The organism is Methanospirillum sp., from assembly GCF_035406105.1.
Lineage (GTDB): Archaea > Halobacteriota > Methanomicrobia > Methanomicrobiales > Methanospirillaceae > Methanospirillum.
Window position 1 is genome coordinate 1 of record NZ_DAONKG010000293.1, and the last position, 2,400, is coordinate 2,400.

Annotated in this window: 4 protein-coding genes; all 4 read left to right on the top strand. The window is 37.0% G+C overall.

The window, feature by feature from the left end; translation table 11 throughout:
• Positions 1 to 150 precede the first annotated feature (150 nt).
• Positions 151 to 381 carry a hypothetical protein gene (locus PLA23_RS12570; RefSeq protein ID WP_324328069.1) on the top strand — a complete coding sequence of 77 codons (231 nt, stop codon included), beginning with the start codon at positions 151 to 153 and terminating at the stop codon, positions 379 to 381.
• Between the two features lie 81 nt (positions 382 to 462).
• Entirely contained in the window at positions 463 to 903 is a 441-nt protein-coding gene (locus tag PLA23_RS12575) for a phosphate-starvation-inducible PsiE family protein (RefSeq protein WP_324328071.1), read from the top strand.
• A 70-nt stretch (positions 904 to 973) separates the two neighbouring features.
• Entirely contained in the window at positions 974 to 1,624 is a 651-nt protein-coding gene (locus tag PLA23_RS12580) for a chemotaxis protein CheC (protein WP_324328073.1), read from the top strand.
• A 6-nt stretch (positions 1,625 to 1,630) separates the two neighbouring features.
• Positions 1,631 to 2,400, top strand: a 770-nt coding sequence (locus tag PLA23_RS12585) for a nucleoside 2-deoxyribosyltransferase (RefSeq protein WP_324475402.1), incomplete at its 3' end; no start/stop codon positions are given.

The window sequence follows — 2,400 nt, forward strand, 5'->3', positions numbered from 1 at the left end:
TGGGTGATGGTACTGAGGTACGCGAGTCCTCGGGAAATCATCCTCGCTGCTATTGCTATGATTAACAGTTTTCATTACGTTTTCTTCAGTTTTCTCAATAACAATGAGATAGTTATTTTATAGCCAATACTCCATTGTACCGATACTTATATGGTTGCCATCAGAAATGTAGAAGAGTACGAATGGCTTGTGTATCTGTTCGATGGACTAACCTTAGTATTCGTAGGACTTTTTCTCATTGGAACGCTAATTGGTTCGGGCAGTAATGACAGGACAGTACCCACTATGATTGCATCTCTAGCCTGTATTGTTATGTCTGTGTATTTCTTTGCAGAAGCAATTTTTGCTAAAAATAAGAAAAAATTTGTTTTAAAGGTTTGATTTAGATATAAAATTATAATTATCAATATCATTTGAATATATATCACAAGATATTTCTAATACAATCAATCATTATGTAATATGCCTGAAATATCAGAAGAGCGTGCAAATCAACTGGTCACCACTTTTTCTTCCATTTCTATTGTTGTATATATTGGCGTAGCGATTCTTTTATCAATTATTGCAATATTATCTTTGATTGAATCATTTTTAGAAGTGATTATGATATTATCAACGTATCATTGGGAAGAAGGAATTATTCAGGTGATTTATTCGATTTTATTTACCATTATTATTATTGAATTATTTGAAACTGTGACGGTTTATTTAAAAACAAAACGAGTTCCGGTCCGTGCTCTTCTTATAGTTGCACTTACGGCCCTGATACGACATATTATCGTGATTAATATCAGCGAAACTGAAGTATATCATTACCTTGGCATTTCTGTTGTTATGGCAGTTCTTATAGCGGGAGTGTACCTCCTAAAGGAAGATATCCACTCAGGTAATCTGATAAATTAAAACCTGTTTTTATTTTTCATGGTCAATCAGATATACAAAGAGCAATAATTGTTGTAGTAATGAGGAGTACATGAGTCCAAAAATCATCACTGATGGAACTGAAATTCTTACACAAGAGCAGGTAGATGAATTATGGGAACTGGGAAATAGTGGAGCTCAAAATGCCGCAACCGCTCTTTCTTCTCTTATAGGCGTTCCGGTCACAATCTCAGTTCAAAACATTATCATGGTAAAACTGGAAAACCTTCAGAACTACCTTGATGATTCTATTGCATCGATGGTTGTTTTTCAGGTCCGGGGACAGGTATCTGGACACGGTTCAATAGTTCTCCATGTTCCAAAAAAGTCTATTATCAGATTATCATCAATAATGCTCGCTGCACCAGATGAGGAGAGGGAAATTAATGAAATGGATATGAGTATGCTTCATGAAATTGGAAATATCATGACATCTTCGTATCTTGATGCCTGTGCAAATCTCCTCTCTCTTATGCTTATCCCTTCTCCTCCTTCAATGGTTATTGATATGCCTCATGCAGTTATACAATCTGTCATTGCCGGGCAAGAAATAGATGATGAATTAGATCAAATCCTATTATTTAAGACAGATATGCATTGTGCAGAGTTTGATCTTGAAGCCAGTCTGCTCCTCCTTCCTTCAAGGTCATTGCTTCATGAATTACTGGACAGGTTTCGAAAAGTTAAGGCTAATAATTCTTAATACGAGATGTATCTGCTTGTTTGTCCCTGCATAGAAAATCCGTCTTTACGGGCAAAGGGAATCACTCATCAAAAAGATCTGGTTGCATTTCGTGAGGTTCTGTTACGGTGTAAAACCTTTCATATCCCTGTAAAAATGCTTCCCTGTGCTGAAACATTGTATCTTGGACGAGATCATGATCCAGGATATTTTCTTGACCGTTTGGATACCCAGGATTTTTCAGATCTCATTAGTCACCTTGAAAAAGAAGTCCGAAAAAATTGGGAAATTGATGGTGCACCATATGCAATAATCGGTGTTGATTCATCTCCTGTCTGCGGCGTCAGATATACCTGGTATGGATCTCATGATGATTCACCAGCAAAAATTCCCGGGCGTGGTTTCTTTTTACAAAGGTTTTCAGATGTTATTGCCTATGATGTTTATGAAGCAGCCTGCTGGAAGGTTTATCTGGCAGCTCCTTTATTTTCAGAATCTGAATGTGATTATAATCGAAAAATTGCAGATATTTTAACTGGATATGCGCTGCAGGTACATCTTCCCCAGGATTGTGGTGATTCAGAGCATTCACGAGATCTCTCTATTCAGCAAAAAATTTTTGCGAGTAATCTGCGGGCACTAGATAATGCAGATATTATCATAGCGATCATTGATGGTGCTGATGCTGATTCCGGAACATCATGGGAGATAGGGTATGCATATGCAAAAAGAAAAAAGATTATATCATTGCGTACTGATTTCCGGCGGGTTGGTGTAAGTGAAATGGTAAATCTCAT

Excerpts from the sequence above, each read along its gene's own strand:
- PLA23_RS12570 (WP_324328069.1), top strand. The coding sequence starts at position 151 with ATGGTTGCCATCAGAAATGTAGAAGAGTACGAATGGCTTGTGTATCTG.
- PLA23_RS12575 (WP_324328071.1), top strand. The coding sequence starts at position 463 with ATGCCTGAAATATCAGAAGAGCGTGCAAATCAACTGGTCACCACTTTT.
- PLA23_RS12580 (WP_324328073.1), top strand. The coding sequence starts at position 974 with ATGAGTCCAAAAATCATCACTGATGGAACTGAAATTCTTACACAAGAG.